The organism is Lachnoanaerobaculum gingivalis (assembly GCF_003862475.1).
GTDB classification, from domain to species: domain Bacteria; phylum Bacillota; class Clostridia; order Lachnospirales; family Lachnospiraceae; genus Lachnoanaerobaculum; species Lachnoanaerobaculum gingivalis.
In genome coordinates this window covers 1-19,015 of sequence record NZ_RRCO01000004.1, presented here as the reverse complement: position 1 = coordinate 19,015, position 19,015 = coordinate 1, and the positions used below count along the sequence as shown (strand labels likewise).

Annotated in this window: 18 protein-coding genes; 2 read left to right on the top strand and 16 right to left on the bottom strand. The window is 37.7% G+C overall.

All coding sequences use genetic code 11. The features are described from left to right. Nucleotides 1-5: 5 nt before the first annotated feature. The 12 genes from EHV10_RS08725 to EHV10_RS08675 form a co-directional block, all read right to left on the bottom strand. Nucleotides 6-1,508 (bottom strand): response regulator transcription factor, encoded by a 1,503-nt coding sequence (locus EHV10_RS08725; RefSeq protein ID WP_128674322.1) that lies wholly within the window; start codon nt 1,506-1,508, stop codon nt 6-8. Next, nucleotides 1,486-3,294 carry a sensor histidine kinase gene (locus EHV10_RS08720; RefSeq protein WP_128674321.1) on the bottom strand — a complete coding sequence of 603 codons (1,809 nt, stop codon included), beginning with the start codon at nt 3,292-3,294 and terminating at the stop codon, nt 1,486-1,488. The genes EHV10_RS08725 and EHV10_RS08720 overlap by 23 nt, the downstream gene beginning before the upstream one ends. Continuing rightward, on the bottom strand, nt 3,284-4,717 hold the full coding sequence (locus tag EHV10_RS08715; protein WP_128674320.1) for a sulfatase-like hydrolase/transferase: 1,434 nt from the start codon (nt 4,715-4,717) through the stop codon (nt 3,284-3,286). The genes EHV10_RS08720 and EHV10_RS08715 overlap by 11 nt, the downstream gene beginning before the upstream one ends. A gap of 71 nt (nt 4,718-4,788) precedes the next feature. Continuing rightward, entirely contained in the window at nt 4,789-6,015 is a 1,227-nt protein-coding gene (gene pepT / locus EHV10_RS08710) for a peptidase T (RefSeq protein ID WP_128674319.1), read from the bottom strand. Between the two features lie 12 nt (nt 6,016-6,027). Further along, a complete protein-coding gene (locus EHV10_RS08705; RefSeq protein WP_128674318.1) occupies nt 6,028-7,179 on the bottom strand; it encodes a metallophosphoesterase in 1,152 nt (383 codons plus the stop codon). A gap of 13 nt (nt 7,180-7,192) precedes the next feature. Continuing rightward, nucleotides 7,193-8,341, bottom strand: coding sequence for an ATP-binding protein (locus EHV10_RS08700; RefSeq protein WP_128674317.1), 1,149 nt, complete (start codon nt 8,339-8,341; stop codon nt 7,193-7,195). Beyond that, a complete protein-coding gene (locus EHV10_RS14630; RefSeq protein ID WP_009664255.1) occupies nt 8,341-8,511 on the bottom strand; it encodes a DUF6472 family protein in 171 nt (56 codons plus the stop codon). Before EHV10_RS14630 ends, EHV10_RS08700 begins: the two co-directional genes overlap by 1 nt. Beyond that, on the bottom strand, nt 8,508-8,735 hold the full coding sequence (locus EHV10_RS08695) for a hypothetical protein (RefSeq protein ID WP_128674316.1): 228 nt from the start codon (nt 8,733-8,735) through the stop codon (nt 8,508-8,510). Before EHV10_RS08695 ends, EHV10_RS14630 begins: the two co-directional genes overlap by 4 nt. A gap of 114 nt (nt 8,736-8,849) precedes the next feature. Next, nucleotides 8,850-9,005, bottom strand: a complete 156-nt coding sequence (locus EHV10_RS08690) for a rubredoxin (RefSeq protein WP_007594817.1) — start codon at nt 9,003-9,005, stop codon at nt 8,850-8,852. 3 nt (nt 9,006-9,008) lie between these two features. Further along, nucleotides 9,009-9,383 (bottom strand): desulfoferrodoxin family protein, encoded by a 375-nt coding sequence (locus EHV10_RS08685; RefSeq protein WP_034213484.1) that lies wholly within the window; start codon nt 9,381-9,383, stop codon nt 9,009-9,011. Nucleotides 9,384-9,392: 9 nt separating this feature from the next. Further along, on the bottom strand, nt 9,393-9,791 hold the full coding sequence (gene mscL, locus EHV10_RS08680) for a large-conductance mechanosensitive channel protein MscL (protein ID WP_034213481.1): 399 nt from the start codon (nt 9,789-9,791) through the stop codon (nt 9,393-9,395). A gap of 296 nt (nt 9,792-10,087) precedes the next feature. After that, a complete protein-coding gene (locus EHV10_RS08675; protein ID WP_128674315.1) occupies nt 10,088-11,746 on the bottom strand; it encodes a cell wall-binding protein in 1,659 nt (552 codons plus the stop codon). Between the two features lie 275 nt (nt 11,747-12,021). Here EHV10_RS08675 and EHV10_RS08670 point away from each other — a divergent pair, with 275 nt between their 5' ends. Further along, a complete protein-coding gene (locus tag EHV10_RS08670) occupies nt 12,022-13,803 on the top strand; it encodes a phosphotransferase (RefSeq protein ID WP_128674314.1) in 1,782 nt (593 codons plus the stop codon). A 62-nt stretch (nt 13,804-13,865) separates the two neighbouring features. On the opposite strand, the gene EHV10_RS08665 is transcribed toward EHV10_RS08670, so the two are convergent. The 4 genes from EHV10_RS08665 to EHV10_RS08650 form a co-directional block, all read right to left on the bottom strand. Beyond that, complete coding sequence (locus EHV10_RS08665) at nt 13,866-14,573, bottom strand: AIM24 family protein (RefSeq protein ID WP_128674313.1); 708 nt, start codon at nt 14,571-14,573, stop codon at nt 13,866-13,868. Between the two features lie 10 nt (nt 14,574-14,583). After that, nucleotides 14,584-15,387: a TerD family protein gene (locus tag EHV10_RS08660; protein WP_128674602.1), complete on the bottom strand. Its 804-nt coding sequence runs from the start codon at nt 15,385-15,387 to the stop codon at nt 14,584-14,586. 64 nt (nt 15,388-15,451) lie between these two features. Beyond that, nucleotides 15,452-16,426, bottom strand: coding sequence for a zinc dependent phospholipase C family protein (locus tag EHV10_RS08655; RefSeq protein ID WP_128674312.1), 975 nt, complete (start codon nt 16,424-16,426; stop codon nt 15,452-15,454). A gap of 3 nt (nt 16,427-16,429) precedes the next feature. Next, nucleotides 16,430-17,173 (bottom strand): HAD family hydrolase, encoded by a 744-nt coding sequence (locus tag EHV10_RS08650; protein ID WP_128674311.1) that lies wholly within the window; start codon nt 17,171-17,173, stop codon nt 16,430-16,432. 389 nt (nt 17,174-17,562) lie between these two features. Between EHV10_RS08650 and EHV10_RS08640 the strand changes: the two genes are divergently transcribed. Continuing rightward, nucleotides 17,563-18,951, top strand: coding sequence for an ISNCY family transposase (locus tag EHV10_RS08640; protein WP_128674106.1), 1,389 nt, complete (start codon nt 17,563-17,565; stop codon nt 18,949-18,951). Nucleotides 18,952-19,015: the final 64 nt, after the last annotated feature.

Here is a 19,015-nt window from a genome sequence, read left to right as displayed (position 1 = left end):
TGATTTTATTCTCTTCTTCTGAACTCGTAAGGATTAACTCCGTACTTCTTTTTAAAAATAGTGGAAAAATAGCTCACATTGGGGTATCCTACTTCTTCGGCAATTTTTTGTACTCTCAGCGGAGTATTTGAAAGCAGATACGCCGCCTGCTTCAAGCGTATATCCGTTAAATAAGTACTGTAATTACTACCTGTTTCCTCTCTAAATACTCTTGACAGATATTCGGGATTCAGGTTCGCGCTCTTTGCCACCTCGTCTAAGCTTATTGCCTTTGAATAATGCGTTTTTATATATTCTACAGCCTGCTCCACGCCTTTGGAAAATTTCCTTTTGTCATAATCAAGCTCGTCATAAATATAGTTTACAAAATTATTGACAATTTTTTGCACCTCGGAAAAGCTGTTTGTATTATTAATCTTACACTGCTCATCCTGAAGCATACAGTGTACAAGCTTAAGGTCATTGCCCGCAAACCTCATATATGCCATCTCGACGGCTTGGCAACAGAAAGATGAAAATTCGTGCAGTGTATATTCACTTCCCCTTGCCGCCTCTTCCATTTCCGCTTCAAGGCTTTTTTTAAATTCTCTTCTTGAAAGCGTATAGAGTTGTCTTATTTTCTGTCTGAATCCACTCTTATTTTTTTCTATAAGCTCTCTTATCTCTTTTGCGGACTTTCCCGGTGTATATACCTTTATTTTTTCTTTATAATACCCAAAACCCAAGGAATATACCGCCTCTGTTACAGTATCGGTAAGATTAACAAGCCTATCTATTGCAGTGCTTACTCCCACCATACAGGAGTTTTCTTCACTGAGCCTTCCGGCATACTCATATATAAGTTTTTCTTTTTTCCCTTCACTCATTCCCCTTGAAAGATTACCCAAAAGCATATATATAAGGTTATTATACTCAAATTCTACCAGATGATGGACAAAATCAACATCAGGCAGACTAAAGCCTTCTTTTACATCCTTCTTCCATAAAGCCACAGCAAAAAGCCCATCGTCTCTCCAGCGTATTCCCTCATCCTTCATTCTTTGTATATTACTTTCACTGAGCACAGTGTTTTTAAGAACATCTCTGATAAAGGCATATCTTCTTCCACCGCTGTCTCCTACTTCCTCTTTTGTACCATTTCCAAGCTTTTCCTTAGCCCTGTCAAGTATCTGCTCCAGGCTCTCCTTACTCATCTCGGTTTTCAGCAAATAATCATCCGCACCGTAGCGCATTGCCTCTCTTGCAAGGTCGAACTCCGCAAAAGCTGTCAGGATAATTACAAGGATTGAAGGCGAAACCTTTTTGATTTCTTTTAGCAGCTCTATTCCGTTTTTCACCGGCATCTTTATGTCTGTAAACACAATATCCGGCTTTGTCTCATAAAAAAGAGTCAATGCCTGCTCTCCATTATAAGCAGTTCCGACTGAACGAAAATCCTGTCTGTCCGCTATGCAATATTCCAGCCACTCGCATATCATCCTTTCATCATCCGCTATAAGTATCTTCATATTCCGTCCCTTTGATTATAGGCAACCTCACGCTGACACAGGTTCCTATGTTTTCTTCACTGTCTATTGTCAATCCGTATTCTTTTCCGAAGTTTATTTTTATACGACCGGATACATTTACGAGGCCTATGGATTTCCTTGCTTCATCCTCATCAAGGTTAATACGTGCTCTAACCTCTTTTAGACGCCGGATGTTCATACCCTTGCCGTCATCACTTATATTTATAAGTAAATCTTCTCCGTCCTTAAGAACCTCTAATACTATGAGTCCTCCTGAATCCTTGGCTTCCAAGCCATGAAAAATCGCATTTTCAACTATAGGCTGCAAAATCAGCGCCGGAACCTGACAGGATTCAAGCTCTGTACTTACCTCGATTTCATAATCCATAATATTGGAATACCTTATTCTTTCAAGCTCTAAATAACTTTTTGTATTTTCAAGTTCTTCTCTTAAAGGAATCAAATCCCTGTCTGTAGATAAGGTTTTTCTAAGTAAAGCTATGAAGGCTTTTATCATCTTCACCGCCTGCTCATTTTTGTTAAGCTCCGCCATACACTGAATGGAAAATAAGGTGTTATACAAAAAATGGGGATTTATCTGGGCTCTTAAAAAGTCCATCTCCGATTTTCGTTTTTCTTTTTCGTTATTTCTTATATCTTCCAGCAACTCTTTGATTTTCCCGGACATAGAGTTAAAACTTTTTCCCAGAGCAAGCACCTCATTACAGGCATTCTCTTCCTGAACACATATAAACTCACCGCTGCTTACTCTTTTCATTGATTGACAAAGGCTCGCTATAGGTTCACTTATACTCTTTGCCTGTCTATATGAAATAAAGGCGGCTGTAAATAAAAAAACCACCATTGATACAGCCAGATATCCGGTCATATTTATCAAGACCGAAAACATTATTTCACAGGGTATCTCCTCGACTATCGTCCAGCCCGTCTGAGAGTCGTAGCAATTTGACAGAAAATAGTATTTCCCCAGTTTTTTTATTATATGGGAGCTTCCGTTTCCGTACAGCTTGCGAAAATTTTCGGCTCCTATCATATTTTTCCCAAGTATACTTTTATCCCTCGATGATACGACATTTCCTTTTTTATCAAAAATATAAACATTGCCTTGTGTTTCAAAGCCTGCATACAAACTTTCAAGAACATTTTCATCAACGCTTATCAATATAGTTCCAAGGACATTACCCGAAGCATCCTTTATCTTTGAGAAACCTCCAAAAACATAGGTTGCTTTCTCCTTTTCACGAATAAAGCCGTTCTTATAGCTTACAAAGCTCATATCTCCCTGTTCGTCATAGCTTTTTTTATACCACAGCTGAGTTTTTAAGCTCTCAAAATCATAGCTTCCTTCTTTGTAGGACGAGTAGACAAAACCGTTTTCTCCCTGAATAACTATATCGTATTCAAAGCCTATATCTTTAAAAACAACATCAAAATTCTTTCTCTTTTCATCAAGCTCGAAAACATTTTTTTGAACATTTCCCGCCTCCGTCTGTGATAAATACCGGACCAAATCTGTATTATACTTATACAAATTAATTACTGTGATAAGGTTGTTTTTTATTATATTGGATCTTTCGGATATCTGTTTAAGCACATCTATACGGCTTTGCCCCACCTGCACTATTATAACCTGCTTAACTGCCAAAAGCACCGCCGTTGCCGTAGACAGGGCAATAAGTACAAGCATGATTCCGAAAGCGGAATACAGCTTAAACTTAAGTTCCCCTGTATATTCTTTGATTCTTTTTATAAACCTACTTGCCATTCTCTTTAAGTTTTTCTTTTATGTAATCGTCACAGCTGTGAGACACTTCTCCCTTACTCCATAAGCCTGCCAAGTTTATCTGTCCCGAGCCGTATACCGCTTCCTTCGCTCCGTCTATTTCCGGATTTACATATTTTAAAAACCATTTTTCAAGCTCATAATCAAGCTTATTTGCAAGCTCCGTGCTCTCATCGGTAGCCTTTTCCATAAGATTGTTTTTCTCTCCGGGATCTTTGAGCAGATCATACATTTCATGAGGTCCGTAAGGATAACGTTTTATAAATTTATATCTTTCGCCTCTTATCATTCTGTTCGGACCGTACTCATCCATAACTACCACCGCTCTGTCCTTTGGCAGCTCCTCTCCCCTCAAAACGGGCTCAAAGCTTCTCCCCGGCAAATCAATCTCGGACACATAATCAATTCCAAGATATTCAAGTAGTGTAGGCATAAAGTCATAGGCAGAAACAAGATCTGAGCTCACCAAGCCCTCAGGGATTTTTCCTCTATGGCTTATTATGCAAGGTACTTTTACGGATGATTCATACATATTTATCGGGAATGTCGCATTTCCCTTGCCCCAAAATCCGTGATGCCCGCAGCTGAAACCGTTATCACTCATAAATACAAGTAAGGTGTCCTTTCTTATATCCAGTTCATCCAACAAGTCCAAAATTCGTCCTATATTGTAGTCCATGGCTGTAGTGGCTCCGTAATAGCCTTTTTGGTTTTCTTTTAAATTTTTAAGCACTTCCTTGGTCAAATATATACTGTCCTTATGCTCTCCGTCCATTTTACAGGTCTCAAAAGCACAGTCATCATATAAATCTGTGTATTCCTTTGGATGATTATTAACCCAAGGTGAATGAGGCGCCGTATACCCCACATGTAGATAGAAAGGCTGTTTTTTAGCATATTTTCTTATAAAGTCTATAGCCTTATCGGTTATTATGTCCGTGGCATAGCCATCTTTATTTACAAGCTCCCCGTCCTCATAAAATGGTGCATTGTAATAGGGACCTCCACCTGACTTATGAGCAAACCAATAATCAAAGCCTTTTTGCGGTGTAGAGCTCTTTCCTAGATGCCACTTACCCGACAGACCACAGACATAACCGTTTTTAGACAGGATATCTGTATATCCTGTCTGCCCTTTCAGATACTCGATTTCTTCCTGCTTTTTGTTATCATCTCTCAGCCAGTCATGTACACCATGCTGTGAGGGTATTCTTCCTGTTAGCAATGTAGCTCTTGCAGGTGAACATACCGGTGATGCACAAAAAAAGTTTTTAAATCTTATTCCCTCTCTTGCAATTCTATCTATGTTTGGTGTTATTATTTCATTATTACCCGAACACCCCATAGCCCATTCACCTTGATCATCCGACAAAAGTAGTATTATATTAGGCTTTTTTATTTCCATTTTATTCCCCCTTATATAAAAAATTATTCCTTTATATTACTCAGCTGAACAAAGCCTTTAGATATATCAAATTATTTCTCCGCCGCTATCTTTGCTATCTCCACAATAACATCTATAGCCTTTTGTATTGACTGAACGCTTACAAACTCAAATCTTCCGTGGAAGTTCTCTCCGCCTGCAAAAATATTAGGTGTAGGAAGCCCCATAAAGGATATCTTGGAACCGTCTGTTCCACCTCTGATAGGATCCTTATTTACTGTTATTCCAAGATTTTCCATAGCCTTTGTTGCAATATCCACACTTCTTGGATCATTCTTTATGATATCAGCCATATTGCGATACTCATCATGCATCTCAAGCTTTACTCTGTCTATATCATATCTTGAATTGATTTCTTCACAAATCTTTCTTACAGTGTTCTTCTTATCCTCAAAAAGCTCACGGTTATGATCTCTTATAATATACACAAGGCTTGCATTCTCCACATCACCATGTGCCTCTATCAAATGTATAAAGCCCTCTCTACATTCTGTTGTTTCCGGTACGGATAAAAGAGGCATGGCCATCTGAATATCTCTTGATATGGTAAGTGCATTTATCATCTTATTCTTGGCATCACCCGGATGTACACTCTTACCTAAAATATCAATCTTAGCCTCTGCGGCATTAAAACATTCAAACTGTAATTCACCTACAGAACTTCCATCCATTGTATAGGCAAAATCACAACCGAAGTCTTCCACATCAAAATTATTAGCTCCGACACCTATTTCCTCATCACATCCGAAAGCAACTCTTAGTTTACCATGTTTTATCTGCGGATTTTCAATCAAATACTCCATAGCTGAAACTATCTCACAAACTCCCGCCTTATCATCGGCACCAAGAAGTGTAGTTCCGTCGGTAGTGATAAGAGTCTGACCTACGTAATTTTTTAAATTAGGGAACTCCTTAGGTGAAAGCACAAATCCGCTGTTGCCAAGTGCAATATCTCCTCCGTCATAGTTTTCATGTATCTGTGGTGAAATATTCTCGGCATTAAAAGCCGCTGTATCCACATGTGAAATAAATCCTATTACAGGAGCGTTTTCCACATTTGCAGGAACTGTTGCCGTAAGGAATGCATTTTTCTTATTTATCTTAACTTCCTCAAAACCTATTCTCTTTAACTCCTCACTAAGTTCCTCCAAAAACTCCATCTGTGAAGCTGTGGACGGAATCTCTATTCCCGCCTTACTCTCATCAGATCTTGTATTTTTCTTTACATAACGCAAAAATCTATCTACAAATCTTTCCATTGTATCTCCTCTCTATAATTCCAATTTAAATTTATTCTGCTCATTGAACACAGAATCCAGTATACTCTTTATATATAAAGATGTGAAGCTCTCATGCTGATCTTCCCAAAGTCTTATGCCTTCTTCAAAACCCGTTGTATCAAAAATCTCTCCGGCAAAATAGCATTCATTCATCCTAAGAAATGCTCTGCCCATCTTTTGAATATCTTCTTCTTCATCATTGTCAAAGGTATGAGTATTAAACAACTTATTCAATTGTCTACTCCCAACACCTTTAAATAACTGCCTGCTGTAATTTTCAAAATCATTTACAGCCTCTACCTTCAGACATTCTGTAAAGTATTCAAATGACTTCTCGTCATAAATAATATTTGCAAAATGATTTGGTGACACTGCCAATGAAGATGTGACAATCTCCGTTATAAGATTCTTTTCAATATGCTGAATATGCATATGACCGCTGAGATTCAGCTTTACATTGTATTTGGCATAAAGGGCTTCTATTTCCTCCGCATTTTTAATCATAAAACCTTCAGTAAACATATAATTTTGCTCAAGAAGATTTTGATGACTTACTGCAAGTATTTGCGCATCCGCTTTTGACAGTTCAAAAAGCACCTTATCCAGCCAAAGAATACTTTCCTTGCACAAATAATTTGAGTGATAGGAATTAGTATCCAGCATTATCAAATATAAATCGTCCCTAAGTTTTGAAATATAGCTTCCGGAATACTCATCAAAGTACTCATAATTTTTATAACCGCAGTCGGCATATATCTCTCTGAAATCTTTTGCACACACACTGTCAACCTTATATATTTCATTTCCGCGAAATCCGAAGCTTCTTTCATAATCTATATCATGGTTTCCGGGTATCAAATATATCGGTATACCCTCTTTCACTATACTGTTAAGTTTTTGTGAAAGTTCCAAATGGCTTACTCTCTCTCCGTTAAAAGTTAAATCACCCAGTAAGAGCACCAGATCCGGCCTTCTTTTTTTAACTTCATTGCAGAATGCATCCACTATTTCTTCAATATATGTCATTCCCTTACCGTCGCCCTTTTCCATTACATTTGCAAAGGCCTCTCCTCCGTCATTTATACTCTTTGAAAGGTAGTGGAGATCGGTAGCTATCATAATATTCAAAGTTTTCTCACTCATACAAGATAACCTCTTAATCGTAGTCCTCCAAGAAAGAGTGTTTTACCCCGTTTTTCTTGTAGGCTATTACTGTATCAAGGCTGACATTTTCCACACTTCTGAAAATATTCTTCTCAATATATGGATTTTTAGCAGCCAACTCCCTTATAAGTTTCTTTACTTCAGCCCTCATAGAGCCCTTGTCGCCTGTTTCCGATATGGAGCAATTGTCTGTCAATCTGCAGGCACATCTTATAAAATTAAGTTCATTGTACTTTGCCCAATGAATAATATCCTCTTCCCTCACAAGATAAAGCGGTCTGATAAGCTCCATACCTTCAAAATTTGTGGAGTGAAGTTTCGGCATCATTGTCTGTATCTGGGCACCGTATAACATTCCCATAACAATCGTTTCTATAACATCATCAAAATGATGTCCCAAAGCAATCTTATTACATCCCAGCTCCTTTGCCTTGGCATATAAATGTCCTCTTCTCATTCTGGCACAGAGATAACATGGTGATTTCTCATCCTCTGCCACAATATCATATATGGATGATTCAAATACTACTATAGGTACATCCAAAATCTTAGCATTGTCCACTATAGTCTGATAATTTATATCATCATATCCCGGATTCATTACAAGGAATACCAACTCAAAATTCCTCTTTCCATGCCTTAAAAGCTCCTGAAAAAGCTTTGCCATCAGCATAGAATCTTTTCCTCCTGATATGCATACCGCAATCTTATCACCGTCTTTTATAAGCTCATATTCATTTATGGCGGCTGTAAATTTTCTCCAGATACTCTTTCTAAACTTCTTTATAAGGCTTCTTTCAATATCTCTGCTTCTTTTATTCGACTCATCTTTTTTACTTTCCTCTTTTAGAAACTCATTTAATTTAAGTTTCATATAGGCCTCATATCCGCCTACAAGATTATATATATTCTCATAGCCCTTACTTTCCAGTTCTTCCGCCAGATACTCGGTCTTATTACCTGTAGCACATACCAGACAGATAATATCGGTTTTATCAAAATCTTTTATTCTCTCAAGTATATCTTCTTCCGCTATATTAACAGAGTCCGGAATACTTCCTCTTTTAAATTCATGTCCGGGCCTTATGTCTATTATCTTTTTATTCTGTAACTCCGGTAATTTTCCTATCTCAATTTCCATTACATTTGTTTCCTTACTATCAAATAGTCATCATTACTTCTATAATACGGACAGGTGGAATAATCACTGCTTCTCATTCTTGCATAATCATCCTCATCCATATCCACATCACAGATATAACCCTCTGCATCTTCGTCATATATATAATTAATACAATAATCGCAAATCATGTTTCTTCCTGTCTCTGATCTCTTTTGTATACCTCCTGCTTATAATCCTCAGGCGCATACTCCTTAAGCCAAATCTCTTCACCCTTCTCCAAAAGCTTTTTACCGCTTAATACGGCCTCAAAAGCCAGATACTGTGAAGCTCTCTCTTTTCTTGATAAAGGAACCTTCAAGCTTGGAAGCTCCATATCTATCATATCGGTGTAATCTCTTTTTATTCCATTCATAATGATTCTAATATACTATAGTATATACTTACAAGTCAAACAATCGAGCAGGAAAACCTGCCCGATCATATATAAAAAGAGCCCCTAAGGGCTCTCAATAATTTTATTTAAATATTATTCCTGAGAAAACTCATCCTTGCCTACGCCACAAAGTGGGCAAACAAAATCATCAGGAAGATCTTCCCATTTTGTTCCAGGAGCTATTCCGTTATCAGGATCTCCAAGAGCCTCATCATATTCCCATCCGCAAACATCACATACATACTTCATAAATTATACCTCTGCCTTCCATAAACCATGTAAATTACAATACTCATAAGCTGCTATAAGCTTCTCTCCATCCTGTAATACGAACTCAGCATGTGGCTTATCCTCAGCTGTAAGTCCCTTGTACTGCTTTCCAAGGTTTGTTTCGATCATGATGAAGTTGATAAGATGCTCAGGTGTCATAGGATGATCTACGCTACCTACATTAACAACAACCTTATTACCCTCAACAGTTACTACAGGTACATGCTTCTCTTTAGCTGCATCTGTTGTGTTAGCCTTTAAGAGCTGCATCGGCTCTCCACAACATCCAAGTGTACCACCACAATCAACTACTACTGAGACAATATTTCCACAGTGTGCACAACGATAAAAACTCATATTTCCTCCTTAGTTCTTTGCTTTTAATAAATCTCTAATTTCCTCCAGAAGAACAACATCATCAGCCTTTGCAGGTGCTTCCTCTACCTTAGCCTCTTCTTTCTTCTTAAACTTCTCTATAAGTCTTACAAACATGAAGATACAGAATGCAATGATAAGGAAATCAACTACATTTTGGATGAAAGATCCGTAAGCAATAGCATTCTCAGCTATGTCTCCGTGTGCAGGAGTGATAACATACTTCAAATCAGTGAAGTTTAAACCTCCTGTCAATATAGATATGATAGGCATAATCAAATCATTTACCAAAGATGTGACAATCTTACCGAAGGCCCCGCCTATGATAACACCTATCGCCATATCCAAAACATTACCTTTAAACGCAAACTCTTTAAAATCTTTTAACATCTTGTCCTCCAATATCCGGTTATGCATGAGCCTGCTATTGCTAGCGTCAAATCTAACGCTTGTTAGATTTAATTTTACACAACCTCAATGTGCTTTTATTATGAACTAAAACTTCTAAAAAGTCAAGCACAATAATGAGAATAATTCCTGTTTTTTATTTAATACAATTTACAAGTAACAAAAAGAGGAATACCCCCACAGGGAAGTATTCCTCTCGCATTAGATTTATCAGATGCCATGAGGCTTCGCTTCGCTCCACCTCAAGCCTATATAAAATCTATTTTAATTAACTGAGATTATTCCTCAAGACGTACATAATCTACTGTGTAGTTAGATGTCTTAACCTTGTAATCATCTCCGTCCTTCTTTGTTCCGCTCTTAATCATAGCACCTGTTGTGTTAACAACATAAGCCTTAGTTCCTGTTGGAAGACCTGTGAACTTATACTCTGTATAATCTAAGTCTCCGTTTGACTTGAAGTGCTGAACTCCACCGTTACCGTAAGCTAAAAGAGCATCCTCTACAGATAACTTAGCGACTAACTTGTTGCTGCTGTTAAGGACAACGATCTCGATCTTGTTGTCAGCATCAGCTGTTGTAAGCTTTCCACCAACATAGAACTTGTGATCTTCCATACCGTTGATACCGGCACCCTTGTTAGAACCGTTCTTAGCGAACTCGAATGTGTACTTTTCGCTATCAAGCTCTACAGTCTGCTTTCCTGTCTTCATAGAACCGTCATCGCTTCCGCCGAAGAAGTAAGCCTTAAGCTCTCCGGATGTGAATAAGCTGTCGTTAGCCTTTACAAACTTGTTGTAGTTGTCACTTGTATCATATGTACCGTCAGAATCTACCTTCTGAACGATCTTCTTTGAGCTGTAACCTGAACCTAAAGTGTTACCTTCCATCTGAAGTACAACGAATCCGCTAATCATTCTACCGTAGTTGTCGAATGCATACTTCTTACCGTTTACTGTCTTGATTTCGTTAACTGCAAGCTTTCCGTTACCGTCTGAGTAGTACCAGTAATCTGATCCATCCTCATACTTATCTCTCTGGAGGTAGTAACCAGGAGTTACCTTGAACCAACCCTTTGTAGATCTAGCACCGTCTTCAGGTGTTGAGTAGTATAAGAATGAGTTAGAGTATGTAGCAATACCCTGTGAACCGCCATCTTTAGCAGGTGTGTTAGATGCTGTAGCTGTTGTGAACCAACCTGCGTTCATACGGCCATACTCATCGAAGCCATACTTTCTTCCGTTGATTGTCTTACCTGTCTGCTTCTTCTCCTTCTTTCCAGAAGCCTTGAAGTAGAACCATCTTGTCTGATCCTGATCCCAGTAGTTGTCACCAGGCTGAAGTTCAGCTGCCTGATCATCCTTGATAGCGATCTCTTTCCATCCCTCTGTCATAGAACCGTCGTTCTCATCACCGAAGTAGTACTCAGCATCCTGCCAAGCATTTTCATCATGCTGTGTCTCGCCGTCTTTTACCCAACCATACTGCATCTTACCGTCAGTATTGAATGTGTACTTCTTACCGTTGATAGTCTTTAAAGAAACGTCGCCTGTAGCTGAATCGCTTCTCTTGTAAGCCTTACCGTTAGCTCCGAAGTAGTACCACCACTGATTTGGCTCGTTCTCTTCGCCTGCGTTCTCGTTGTCAACTGCAACCCAACGATTTGTAACCATAACACCGTTAACATCAACATAGTATGTATCGCTGTTATCGTCGATAAGTGAATCTGTAGCCATCTCGCCTTTATCGTCAAGATAGAACCAGTAGTCACCTGACTTCTGCCATGTCTCTGTTACTTTCTCTTCGTTTCTGTTATAATATACCCATGTACCGTTCTCCTGTTGCCAACCTGTAGCAGCGAAAGCTGTCATAGCTCCACCAACTGAGAGAACTGCTGCTGCTGAAATTAATGCAGCAATCTTTGTTTGCTTTCTCATAATGAATGCATCTCCTTTTTGAAATCCTTTTAAAATCTAATGCGTCCCGTAAAGGCTCTTATCAGTCCTTTATCTTAAGACAAAGCTAGTATATAACTTTATTTTATTACTTACAATATATTTTCTTTTTCTGATTTCTTACAAAAATATTACATTTCTGTCTTTTCCGCGATATATATGTATACTTATATCCCCTGTTATGCTAATATGTTCAATATAGATATAATTTTATTGTTTTTGAACTTAATGTTTATTTTATTATATTGGGAGCTTATATGAACAGATATGCATATTTACTCAAAGAAATATTTGAATGTAATACGATTACTCAAAGGGAGCTTGCAAATAAGTTAAACCTATCTCTTGGAAGCATCAACTCACTTATAAAAGATGCCATGGCGTTAAACTACTTATATAAGGAAGGAAGCAGTATAAGTCTTACCGAAGCCGGACTTGATTATCTTGCTCCTTTTAAGGTGGAACGTGCCGTTATCATGGCTGCAGGCTTCGGCTCAAGATTTGTTCCGCTTACATTTGAAACGCCCAAGGGACTGCTTGAGGTATTCGGTGAGAGAATGATTGAGAGGCAAATCAAGCAGCTCCATGAAGCGGGCGTCTTTGACATAGTAATAGTTGTGGGATATTTAAAGGAGCATTTTGAATATCTTATAGATAAGTACAATGTAAAGCTTGTGTATAATCCTGACTATTCTACTAAGAACAATATTTCTACATTGCACTATGCATGTAAGTATATAGAGAATTCAAATGTATATATACTCTCTTCCGATAACTGGATGAGAGATAATATGTATCACAGCTATGAACCTTACTCATGGTATTCTTCCATATATATGGAAGGAAATACAAATGAATGGGTACTTGATTTCAATAAAAAACGTGAAATCACTTCTATAAACGTAGGCGGAAGAGATGCCTATGTAATGTACGGACCTGTATATTTCAGCAAAGACTTTTCAAAAGAGTTTATGCCGATACTGGAAAAAGCCTTTGTTACTCCGGGAAGTGATGACTGGTATTGGGAAAATGTACTTATGAGTGAATTACAAAAGAAAAACTCTACCCTGCCTGCCATACATATAAATCCACAGCCTGAAAATCAAGTCTATGAGTTTGAGAATCTGGAAGAGCTTCGAGCATTTGATGATAAATATATGGAAAACAGCGGAAATGTGGCTCTTGAACTTATTGCAAAGGTTTTTAATATCCCTGAGAGTCATATAAAAGGTCTTCGTACATTAAAAGCCGGTATGACAAATAAATCTTTTCTTTTTGAAGTGGATAATAAGAGTTATATATGTAGAATACCCGGAAAGGGCACAGATGTACTTATAAACCGTTCAAATGAGTATGACTGCTATATGGCTGTCAAGGATCTGCATATTACGGAGAAAATAATTTATTTTAATAAGGAAAGCGGTTATAAAATTTCAAAGTTTTATGAGGGTTCAAAAAATGCCGATGCTTTTAATAAGGAAGAAATGTCAAGATGTATGGATCTTCTAAGGACTTTGCATGAGACTGATGTAAGTGTAAGCCACAGCTTTGATATAGCCGAGAGAATAGAATATTATACAGGACTCTGTGAAAAAACAGGTGGAATATCTTTTGAAGATGTAGAATCGGTTCATAAGAATATGACGGTTTTGCTGGATCTCTTAAAGGAGATAAAATCCGAAACTTGCCTCTGTCATATAGACAGTGTAGCCGATAATTTTATCATTACATCAGATAATAAGATAAAGCTTATTGACTGGGAATATGCCGGAATGGCGGATCCTATTATAGATGTGGCAATGTGTGCAATCTATTCTTATTATAATAAATCTCAGGCTGATGAACTTTTAGAAACATATCTTAAAAGAAAGCCTCTTACAGATGAGTATAAGAAATTTTATTCATACATGGCACTCAGCGGTTACCTTTGGGCGCTATGGACGGTATATAAGGCGAATGTAGGCGAAGAATTCGGAGAGTATTCTCTTAAAATGTACAGATATGCAAAGGACTTTTTTAATGAAGTAATGAAGCTTTAATAAAATGATGAAAAAGCAGTCGGATTTTCCGGCTGCTTTAAGCTTTAAATAACCCAAATTTATTAATCTACACTCACTCTGATTCCGCCGCTTCTCTCGCTTGGCTGAACCAAAACTGTTACAGGCTCATTTCCTGACCATTCAAATGAATAGGATTCTCCTGAAGCCTGACCTATGAAGGTCTTCCATGAAATATCCGCTCTTATCTGTGGATCTCCCATTCCGTTCTTGCTGAACCAGCATATTACAGCATCCGGATCTACCGCAAGTGTATCTCTTGACTTCACGTTTGAAACCACAAGCGGATTTCCATCTGAAAGGAGTGCCACATAGGCATTATTTCCTCTACCCACCAATGTGGTTGTAGCAAGACCTTTTTGTGAAAGTACACCTACACCCAAAAATCTTACAGAGTAATCACAGTCATTTGTAAATGCAAGTATATTTTCAGACTCTACTGAAACCGTCTCACCAGGTGCAAGCTTATACACTACTACATGCTGTCCGTAGTTTGCATAGTATGTTGTGGAAGCTCCGTTTAAATGTACCTTCATAAGAGGTATATTCTCACCTGCAACTCTTCTTACAAGCTGTCCGAGTAATGCCTGTCCGATACTTCCTCCCGGTCCAAGTAACATCTTTTCAAAAGTATAGTTCTTCCCTCCCGGATTTTCTCCTGCTATGAATGCACCTGCTTTTGCAATCAATGTATCATTTCCCTCGCAGGTAACCTTAAGTGTCAACTCGTTAATTACTTCAAATGTCAGCATATTCCCCTCCTTATTCGACTTGTACTCCGTAAAATTCGCAAAGTCCCGCCAAGTCCTTATTTACTCCGTTTCCTATTGCATTAAATTTCCATGCACCGTTGTGCAGATATACTTCTCCCATCATCATGGAATTTATATTGTTGTAATATTCCTCCACAAGGAAAGAAGCCACTTCAGTATTTGTCACAGGATCCACGATCTGTATATATGCATCTTTTAGCATACCGAAATTAAGTGCTTTTTCAAGTGCATCATTTATAGTCATTACAAAGACTATCTTTTGTACAGCCGGATTTAATATAGAAGTGTCTATATCAAATACCTGTAATGCATTCGTCTCTTCAACATTTTTAAAAAGTACACTTCTCTCAGGACTGCTCTCCTGTCCGTAGAAAACAAAGAAGTCATCACCGACTACTTTTCCGTTTCCGGCAAGTAAAAATGCGGAGACATCCACATCACAGGTTGCATTGTTCACATTCCACCCGAAATTCACCTTTATCTTATTTGAAGAAAAGGTAAGCGAAACTTTTTGCCCCTTTGAAACTCTCTTGTTTAATGCCGGCAATGTTATTCGCCTTACATTGGCATTTTGTCCTGTGCTTTGAGCCTGTCCGGTGTTTTGACTTGTTGCAGTACCGGACGAACTTTGTGTACTTCCGGACTGAGCGGCGGCATTTGTGCTTCCGGTCTTCTTGTAATAGGAAGTATTCAAAATATCTACATTGTCACTATTTAATACAACACCTTTTTTCTGGTTCAGATTATCGAGTTGTTCTGCACCTATAGGTTTTGTTACATTCATCGGATACATACTCTTATTCACCTCACTTTCTTTAAAATAATAATATTTAAATTTTTAAATACTAATCATTTGATCAACCTACATCCAGTCCTGAATGATAGGAGTAATTTCCTATATTCTCAAGCAGTCTGTGAAAATCGGTTTCTTCCATTCTGTCCGGCACTATTTCCGTATTCAGTATCTTAAATATCTCCTCACATCTGTCAATACATTTATCAAAGAGCTCCGGAAAGCTTTCATTTGAATGAACACTCTTATTCCATGGATTTATCCAAAGTTCATGTTCAAGATTTAGGGCTCCTTTTACATCCGGTACTTCATCTGAGAGTATCTTCTGTGAAACTATAGGACTTTTTAAAAACAGGGATTCTATAGCATTTATCCTGTTTTTCTTTCTACCCGTAGGATCGGCAAGAGTTCTTACTCCAAACCTCATTGCAAGTACAGATCTGTGTACCATGGCAGGTGTTACTCTGAAATTATTCTTATATGTAATCGGATAATAGGTTTTATTTATAACTCTTGCAAGGAAATCCGAAACAAATTGTATCTCAAAACCGTTTAGTGCAAGAGTGGCTGCCTGATTAAATTCCGAAGTTTTCTTTTTCTTATACTTTTTTAAAAGTATGGTATCTATATCATTTTCAAGTGCTGCATGAAGTCCGTATACATAGGCGCTGTTTTTTCCGTTTTCATGCCCTATCCTTGCGTAAATATAAGGATGGCAGATATAATCACCCACATAGTGGCATAAAAAACCTGCAATATAGCTTATCGCCTGCTGCTGCTTTTGTTTTGATTCCATCCCCTGTATCTCACAAAGTGCATTTGCAAAAAAATCATTTACATGGCTCTCATGCATATATGAACCGACATTTCTGTAATCCCTGTGTCTCAGTATCGGAATATTGTAAAAAAACATATCCGGTCCCTGAAGTCCCAGCTGATACAGCCATCTGTATTTAGATATAATATATTTTAAACCTGAGTTTTCTAAGCCACCATATGCCTTTAACCCTAAAATATAGTGAGTTGTAAATCCCGGCATTTCCTACTCCTTAATATATTCTAAAACCTTTTCCAGATAAAAATCTGAAAAAAGTCCTTCATAATCATTGAAAATATTTTTACTTATATTCAAATCCTTATGTGCAAATCCGATGTCTGCAATCTCTATCATTCCGGTATCAAACTCCGTATCTCCCGCCGCAAATATCTGTACTTTCTCTGTAGCATATTCTCTTATAAAACGCTTAATTGTATCCGCCTTGTTTAAATTCTTAGGCATTATATAAAGCTTATCTTTATTGTACAAGGCCTCTACCTTTGTCATGTCCAGTATGGCTTTAAGATCTCTTACAACATCCTCAGTCTCATCGCATTTTGTAAAGATAAATAAGTCATCAATATTTCTGCATTCAAACTTTCTTCTTTTATCTTTTTGCAAAAATGCATATGCTTTTTCTCTCTCATCTGATGAAGGCTTTACTATATCAAGGCTTTCCTTATACCATTCATCCGACTTTATGCCGTCTTTTAAAAGTATTCCTCCATTTGCACATAGTACATACTTTGGGATGATACCAAGCTCTATTCTGCTGTATTGGATATAGGTTCTTGTTGTTATGGGAACTATAAGGATCTTTTCATTTAATTTATGCAAAAGCTCATAGGAGTATTTTGACATAAAGCTGTTTATCTCTCCGTTATAAAGCTCCACCGGTACTTTCTCTGCTATATCCGTTTTCTTTGAATAGATCAAAGTATTGTCCAAATCTGTAAATAAAATATTCATATCGATAGTTTAACACTTTTTTATAAAATAGTCATTTTAAAAAAAATTTAATTATCAAAAAGGGGGCTGTCGGGAAATGACAGCCATAAAAGAGGGAGGAGTAACTCATGATGAGTCACTCCTTCCTAAATTTTTACATAAAAAAAGATGGCTAACGACAACCATCTTTCTCCGTTACATGTTATAATGTAACTATGCTCACAGCTAATTATTATAACGACTTTTTTGAAATAGGTCAACAGAAAATTAACTTTAGCTTCTATGAATATAAGCCATAAATGATAAAGTCCTAGTATACCACAAATAAAAATGTCCCACTTATGGTAGAATAGTATTTTGTATATTCTAACACTAGGAGGGACTGACTTATCAGAAAGGTTATTTTATCAATGAATGAACAAAGAAAATATGAGGTTATTAAAGGGCTGGTAGATCACCCGGATACAGCTAATAAGGATAGAGCTGCTCTTATCCTAGGATGCACCAAGAGGCATATAAACCGTATGATACAAGGTTATATTAAAGATGGTAAGGCATTCTTTATCCATGGTAACAGAGGTAAGAAGCCTGCTACCACTATCCGTCCTGATGTCAGAAGTCAGGTTATTGATCTATACAGAACTAAATACTACGAGGCTAACTTTGAACACTATACGGAGCTTCTTAAAAAGCATGAGGGTATAAGCATCTCTTCTTCCTCTGTAATGAGTATTTTGGAGTCAGAGTACATTCTATCTCCAAAGGCTACAAAAGCTAAGCGTAGACGCATTAAGCAGGCTCTCAGAGCCAAGAAGCAAGCTGCAACATCAAAAAAGGAATTATCACAGATACAAGCTAACTTAGTAGCAGTTGAAGATGCTCACAGTCGTCGTCCAAGATGTGCTTATTTCGGCGAATTGCTTCAAATGGATGCTACACCTTATGAATGGGTGCCCGGACAGATATGGCATCTACATTTGGCCATTGATGATGCCTCAGGTGTTGTTACGGGTGCATGGTTTGATACTCAAGAGACTCTTAACGGCTACTACCATGTGTTTGAACAGATTCTTACTGATTATGGTATTCCCTATAAGTTTCTTACTGATAAACGAACTGTATTTACATACAAGAAAAAAGGTGCCTTATCTGACGACAAAGACACCTATACACAGTTCGCTTACGCCTGCAAGCAACTTGGTATACAACTTGAATCAAGCAGCGTACCACAGGCTAAAGGACGCATAGAACGATTGAATCAAACCTTACAGTCACGCCTGCCTATTGAGTTTAGACTCGCAGGCGTAACCGACATCAATAATGCCAATGAATTCCTTTACCACTACATAAAAGAATTCAATGAGAAGTTCTCACTTCCATGTAATGGTATCAAATCTGTCTTTGAAAAGCAACCGTCTAAAGAAAAAATAAATCTTACTTTGGCGGTTTTAACCGAGAGAACTGTTGATGCCGGACATGCGATTCAATTCGAGAAGAAATTTTATAAGATGGTAGATAATAAAGGAATGCAGACCCATTACCGAAAAGGTACCAAGGTTATGCTTATCAAAGCATTTGATAGGTCTTTGTTTGCGTGCGTAAATGACAAAGATATTTACGCTCTGGAAGAAATACCGCCCCATGAGTATAAATCTAAGGACTTGGATTCTGATTACAAACAACCCGAGCCTAGAAAACCTTATATTCCACCAATGAACCATCCTTGGAGATTAGGTGCCTTTTATAAATTCGTACACTCACAGCCACACAGAATTGAAGAAGACATAAAAAGTGCATGATAAAAGCCCCTTTTATGGGGCTTATAAATTAATTTTTTTGGGACATAATCATTTATGCTTGACA

What these genes read in the sequence shown, in the direction of transcription:
- EHV10_RS08725 (WP_128674322.1), bottom strand. Translation starts at nt 1,508, where the DNA reads ATGAAGATACTTATAGCGGATGATGAAAGGATGATATGCGAGTGGCTG.
- EHV10_RS08720 (WP_128674321.1), bottom strand. Translation starts at nt 3,294, where the DNA reads ATGGCAAGTAGGTTTATAAAAAGAATCAAAGAATATACAGGGGAACTT.
- EHV10_RS08715 (WP_128674320.1), bottom strand. Translation starts at nt 4,717, where the DNA reads ATGGAAATAAAAAAGCCTAATATAATACTACTTTTGTCGGATGATCAA.
- pepT (WP_128674319.1), bottom strand. Translation starts at nt 6,015, where the DNA reads ATGGAAAGATTTGTAGATAGATTTTTGCGTTATGTAAAGAAAAATACA.
- EHV10_RS08705 (WP_128674318.1), bottom strand. Translation starts at nt 7,179, where the DNA reads ATGAGTGAGAAAACTTTGAATATTATGATAGCTACCGATCTCCACTAC.
- EHV10_RS08700 (WP_128674317.1), bottom strand. Translation starts at nt 8,341, where the DNA reads ATGGAAATTGAGATAGGAAAATTACCGGAGTTACAGAATAAAAAGATA.
- EHV10_RS14630 (WP_009664255.1), bottom strand. Translation starts at nt 8,511, where the DNA reads ATGATTTGCGATTATTGTATTAATTATATATATGACGAAGATGCAGAG.
- EHV10_RS08695 (WP_128674316.1), bottom strand. Translation starts at nt 8,735, where the DNA reads ATGAATGGAATAAAAAGAGATTACACCGATATGATAGATATGGAGCTT.
- EHV10_RS08690 (WP_007594817.1), bottom strand. Translation starts at nt 9,005, where the DNA reads ATGAAGTATGTATGTGATGTTTGCGGATGGGAATATGATGAGGCTCTT.
- EHV10_RS08685 (WP_034213484.1), bottom strand. Translation starts at nt 9,383, where the DNA reads ATGAGTTTTTATCGTTGTGCACACTGTGGAAATATTGTCTCAGTAGTA.
- mscL (WP_034213481.1), bottom strand. Translation starts at nt 9,791, where the DNA reads ATGTTAAAAGATTTTAAAGAGTTTGCGTTTAAAGGTAATGTTTTGGAT.
- EHV10_RS08675 (WP_128674315.1), bottom strand. Translation starts at nt 11,746, where the DNA reads ATGAGAAAGCAAACAAAGATTGCTGCATTAATTTCAGCAGCAGCAGTT.
- EHV10_RS08670 (WP_128674314.1), top strand. Translation starts at nt 12,022, where the DNA reads ATGAACAGATATGCATATTTACTCAAAGAAATATTTGAATGTAATACG.
- EHV10_RS08665 (WP_128674313.1), bottom strand. Translation starts at nt 14,573, where the DNA reads ATGCTGACATTTGAAGTAATTAACGAGTTGACACTTAAGGTTACCTGC.
- EHV10_RS08660 (WP_128674602.1), bottom strand. Translation starts at nt 15,387, where the DNA reads ATGTATCCGATGAATGTAACAAAACCTATAGGTGCAGAACAACTCGAT.
- EHV10_RS08655 (WP_128674312.1), bottom strand. Translation starts at nt 16,426, where the DNA reads ATGCCGGGATTTACAACTCACTATATTTTAGGGTTAAAGGCATATGGT.
- EHV10_RS08650 (WP_128674311.1), bottom strand. Translation starts at nt 17,173, where the DNA reads ATGAATATTTTATTTACAGATTTGGACAATACTTTGATCTATTCAAAG.
- EHV10_RS08640 (WP_128674106.1), top strand. Translation starts at nt 17,563, where the DNA reads ATGAATGAACAAAGAAAATATGAGGTTATTAAAGGGCTGGTAGATCAC.